General features: G+C 69.3%; 6 protein-coding genes. 2 read left to right on the forward strand and 4 right to left on the reverse strand.

From position 1 onward, the window contains the following. Both I59_RS20295 and I59_RS22400 read right to left on the reverse strand, forming a co-directional pair. Nucleotides 1-450 (reverse strand): hypothetical protein (locus I59_RS20295; protein ID WP_042726858.1); only part of this gene is annotated, 450 nt, incomplete at its 3' end. Further along, entirely contained in the window at nucleotides 440-925 is a 486-nt protein-coding gene (locus tag I59_RS22400) for a hypothetical protein (protein ID WP_022904848.1), read from the reverse strand. The genes I59_RS20295 and I59_RS22400, both read right to left, overlap by 11 nt. Nucleotides 926-1,002: 77 nt before the next feature. Between I59_RS22400 and I59_RS16685 the strand changes: the two genes are divergently transcribed. Further along, on the forward strand, nucleotides 1,003-1,287 hold the full coding sequence (locus I59_RS16685) for a hypothetical protein (RefSeq protein WP_261976600.1): 285 nt from the start codon (nucleotides 1,003-1,005) through the stop codon (nucleotides 1,285-1,287). Beyond that, nucleotides 1,284-1,481 carry a DUF1653 domain-containing protein gene (locus I59_RS20300; protein WP_042726859.1) on the forward strand — a complete coding sequence of 66 codons (198 nt, stop codon included), beginning with the start codon at nucleotides 1,284-1,286 and terminating at the stop codon, nucleotides 1,479-1,481. The genes I59_RS16685 and I59_RS20300 overlap by 4 nt, the downstream gene beginning before the upstream one ends. A gap of 180 nt (nucleotides 1,482-1,661) precedes the next feature. Here the strand turns inward: I59_RS20300 and I59_RS20305 are convergent, their stop codons facing one another. Together I59_RS20305 and I59_RS16700 are read right to left on the reverse strand one after the other, a co-directional pair. Next, nucleotides 1,662-4,334, reverse strand: a complete 2,673-nt coding sequence (locus tag I59_RS20305; RefSeq protein WP_042726860.1) for a DEAD/DEAH box helicase — start codon at nucleotides 4,332-4,334, stop codon at nucleotides 1,662-1,664. 86 nt (nucleotides 4,335-4,420) lie between these two features. Beyond that, nucleotides 4,421-4,770: 3'-5' exonuclease (locus tag I59_RS16700; protein WP_031274245.1), on the reverse strand; the 350-nt coding region annotated here is incomplete at its 5' end.

Consider the following 4,770-nt stretch of genomic DNA (forward strand, 5'->3'; position numbering starts at 1 on the left):
CTTCAGCGTCCACTTGTCCGCAACCGTGTACGGACGGAAGAAGTGTCCTGACTGCAGGAGCTCGTCGCAGCTGGAGAGGAGTGACCAGGCCCGGTTCTTGTGCTGACGCTTGAAAGACGGAATCCACTCCGAGTACGACTCACCCGGCAGGCAGACCTTTGCGCTGAACGTCACTTCTTCCGCACCGTTCATCGTCGCGATCGCCTCTACTCGATGAATAGGAGCCTCGGCGCCGTTTCGGATGACGAGCGTGTTCTTCCACATCGCCTTGTCGGACTCATCTTCCTTTGAGTACACGAACGAGACCCAGCCACTGACGCGCGCTGCTTCCCGCTCGTCGCGATCAATCTTCGAAGCCCGTTCGGCTCGCTTGGCGATGGTGAGGCTCCAGATGGAGATCACCAGTGTCAGTGCTACGCCGACCCAAGCGGCAAGTGCTTCACTGCTCATGTGCTATTTCCCCCTCGTGCAACATTGTGATCGTTCTGAATTTATTGCATTGCTGCTGCGGGGGCAAATCCGTATGCACCGAGATGGCGCTTGTTGCGACGGCAGGCGATGTCGACCCCCAATCCGAGGCACAACGCGCTGAAGGCTGAGATGCGGCAGGCAAGAACGATTGAAACACGCACCGGTGCACTTCGCGATGAATGATCGTCGGTTGATCAACAAGGGGCCGCAAGGTGTTCCACATCCGGGAGGGAAGATCGGTCCCGGCTAGCCGTTCCCGTTCCTCGGACAGCACCTGTGCGATGAGCTTCGAATCGGAGACGTCGACGGCCTGCGCCGATGCTGAGACGGTTTCGCTCACGGCCGCGAAGTCGTCGAAGGTCCGCTTCTCACGAGCGAGCATGCGGACGAGCGCCGCATCGACGCCGTCCTCGGACAGGAGACGATGGACCTGCACTGACTGGAGTTGCCCCATCGGCGCGAACGAGCGATTGCTTGTCACTCGGTCCTCGGCTTGAGCTGCGGCTCGCAGATGACGATGAACGAAGCTGCCTGGATGTTGAGGCCGACGCCGCCGGACTTCGATCTGGGACCGTCGAGGAGGGGATCGACATCACCGGCGCTGTGCCGCAGCTGCTGCAGACCTCCGATGTCAGGGTCTCGGACGCGGTGGTCACGATGGGGTGCGGTGACGCGTGCCCGGTCTTGCCCGGGAAGCGCTACGAGGACTGGGAGCTGACCGACCCGGCCGGCAAGGGCATCGACGAGGTGCGGCCTATCCGGGACGACATCAAGCGTCGGGTGTCGGCGCTGCTCGAGTCGTTGCTGCCGGAGTGACGGTGTCCAGGTCGGCGACGGTGTCGCCCGGGCGGTACCGGCACTTCAAAGGCGGGGAGTACGAGGTCGTGCTCGTCGCGCGGGACGTCGAGACCGAGGAGCCCGTCGTCGTGTACCAGGCGCTGTACGGGCAGCGGGGGCACTGGGTGCGGTCGCTCGCGGACTTCACGGCGTGGGTGTCGCGGGACGGGTAAGAGGGGCCGCGGTTCGTGCGGGTGGACTGAGCGGTACGCGGACAGGAGGCGCGGTGCCAGATGTCATCGCGCCTCCCGTCCGTCGCGAGGTTCCGTCGTTCCCGCGCGTCGGCTCGGTCCGCTGAACTCTGCGGCGTTGGCGCCGTGGACGACGAGCGACAGTGTGGCGCTCGTCTGACGTCACGCCGCGCCGACCCCCTCGTCCGCTCGCTCCGGGGTCAGCTGCGGAAAGCCGAGCCGCTCGCGTTCCTCGCGCAGCACCTGCGCGATCAGTTTCGAGTCCGACACGTCCACGGCCTGTGCAGATGCGGACGCCGTCTCACTCACCGCGGCGAAGTCCTCGAACGTCTGCGCCTTGCGCGCCAGCATCCGGACCAGTGCCGCATCGACACCGTCCTCCGACAAGAGCCGGTGCACCTGCACGGACTGCAGCTGCCCCATACGGCGGGACCGAGCGATCGCCTGCCACTCCGTGGTCGGCTTGAGCTGCGGCTCGCAGATGACCACGACGGACGCGGCCTGGATGTTCAGCCCGACGCCACCGGCCTCGATCTGCGCGACGAGCACCGCGCCTGGCTCCGAAGCCGCGAACTCGTCGACGAGGTCCTGACGCGCGGCCGCAGGCGTGCTGCCGGTCAGCGGTCCGTACACCCGGCCCCCGGCGGAGACGGCCTCGACGACCGCGGCGAGGACGGACCGGTAGTACGAGAACACCAGGACCTTCCGACCGTTCGCCCGTGCCTCGTCGACGATCTCGAGCAGCGACTCGACCTTGCTCGACTGCGCACCCCCGAGCATCGCGAGCTGACGCATCGCGTGGAAGTCGTCAGCGGCCACGGCATCGGCGTACGCGCGCGACTCCGCGTCGGTCAGGTCGCTCCACTCCTCGACCTCGACCAGCTCCGGCAGCTCGGTGAGGACGTCCTCTTGGCGGCGCCGGAGGTACACGGGCGCGATCTGCTGCCGGAACCGCAGGGGGCTGTCGTCCGACTGGACGACCTGGAGGTCCGGACGGATGTGGTCGATCAAGACGCGGAACTCGTCAACGCGGTTCTCGAGCGGCGTTCCGGACATGAGCACGGCACGGTCGGCGCGACGGAGCAGCGCCCGCGTGTTCATCGTCCGCTTCGCATCCGGGTTCTTGACGTAGTGCGCCTCGTCGACGACCACCGATGCGAACCGAAGGTCCTCCGGTGTGCGGCTCCGGAGCCACTCGAGGGTCTCGTAGGTCGTGACGCCGATACCGCCCTCGTCCATCCAGTGCCGGTGCCCGATCACACGCGCAGCGCCGTGCAGACGGAAGGCGCGGACGTCGGTGTGGCGCTCCGCTTCGCGCACCCAGTTGGCGACGACGGCAGCGGGGCAGACGACGAGGAAGTGGGGCGTGCGCCCGGGCGTGGTCCCGGCGATGTGCGCGAAGGTCGCGAGCGCCTCGACGGTCTTGCCGAGGCCCATCTCGTCACCGATGACGACTCGCTGCTGCACGAGCGCGAACGCTGCGGCGAAGCGTTGGTACCCGCGCAGGGACGCCGAGAGCCGCGAGGTGTCGAGGGTGAAGGCTTCGACCTGCGCGATGAGGTCGTCTCCGAGGTCTCCGCGAGCTGCGGCACCGGCTGGTCGGGTCAGCCCGGCCTCGTCGAGCAGTGCGAAGAACGTGGCCGGGCGCTGCAGGAAGTCTTGCCAGGGGTCTCCGGCCGGAGCGTCCGGCCTGTCGGGGATCCGCTGGACGCGACGCCATGCATCCTCGGCGCCCGCGATGATGGTCTGGCGGATCGAGTCCGGTGTGGTCCCGTCCTGGCTCGGGATGACGAGCGCGGTCGTGGCCCCGCGGGCGATCATCGTCGCCAGCGGCTGCAGCCCGTCGACGAGTGCCTGCTCCCGTGGGCCGACGACGGCTTTCGCCGCCTCCCACTGATGCAGCGCGGCGACCAGTGCGACGGTCCGGTCGTCGTGCTGCGACGGGTCGATCCGGATGGTCGCGTCCTCGCGGGCGGCCGCTTCGAGGGCGCGGGCGGCGCCGTTGATGCGCGCTGCGGAGGTCTCGCCGACACCCGCGAGCCGTCCTGGAACCACAGGGCGACGGAGCACTGCCCCGACCGTCGTCACCCCGGCGTCACGCAGCGCGCCGAGCCGGAGACGGTCACCGGTCGCATCGCGCAGCCGCTCGATGTCCATGCCGTCGAGCGCCGCCCGCGCTGCAGCGGCGCGGTGCGACTGCCCGGCGTCGACCACGTCGGCGTGCGCCGTCCGCTCGCGCGCGATGGCGTCAGCCAGCCGCGAGACCACGGACGGCAGCTCGCCGAGGCCGTCGAGCGGCAACGCGGTTCCGCCGCTCAGGTCGGGCGCGATGGTCGCGAGGGGGCCGCGGGGATCGGTGAGCGCCTGCAGTGGGACCGCGGGGCGCGGCACGTGGCGGTCGTCGACGGCCTGGAGGCGCGCAACGGCTCCGGTGCGGGCGATCCAGTCGAGCGTCTGGTCCAGGAAGGCATGACCACGGGTTGCGGCCGCCCGCCGCTCACGGCTGGCGAAGACCGCGGAGAAGCCCGTCCCACGACGGACGTCCTCGAGCGCTTCCGGCACGTCCTGGGTGAACGTCCGGAGCACCGACTCGGCGTCGGGATCGGTCGGGGGCAACATCTGCGCTCGCACCAGGTCGGCTGCGAGTGCTGCATCCGGCGGGCCGAGCGGGACGAGTTCCGCGCGAGCGTCGTCGAGCACGACTGACGTTCGGCGCTGGCGGAGGCCAGCGACGGCGGCGTCTCCCGCCGCTCGGACTGCCGTTCGGTGCTCCCGCACGCCCTCGGCAGCTTGCCGGAGCGCGTCGAGGTGGTTGCGGCCCGCCTTGTCAGCCATCGTGCTCCCGGAGTTTTGAGGAAGGGTCAGGGGTCATCCTGCCACTGCCGCGGTGCCCGGCGCGGTCGGGGTTCGCAGCGCGGGCGTCAGCTTGTGGTCCGTGCGTCGCCGAGTGTGCCCACCCACAGGCCGTCGCGCGCTCGGGTCATCCCGACGTAGAGCTCGCGGCGGTCGAGTTCCCGGCGCTCGCGATCCGCGACCGAGTCGGTCGGGGGAGCGTCGGCAAGGAGCGCGGCCGGCACGTGCGGCAGGAGCACCTGCTTGAACTCGAGCCCCTTCGCACGCTTGATCGTCCCGACGCGGACCTGGTCAGAGCTCTTGCCGGCGTAGTCCGTCAGCGCGACCGTCGGGATGCCGGCGGTGCGTAGGAGCGCCATCACCTTGTCCGCCTGCGGGTTCGTGGCCGTGAGGACGCCGATGTCGCCGTGGCCGGTGC

Origin of the sequence: Curtobacterium sp. B8 (genome assembly GCF_000333315.1) — a bacterium.
In the GTDB taxonomy this organism is placed as follows: Bacteria; Actinomycetota; Actinomycetes; order Actinomycetales; family Microbacteriaceae; genus Curtobacterium; species Curtobacterium luteum.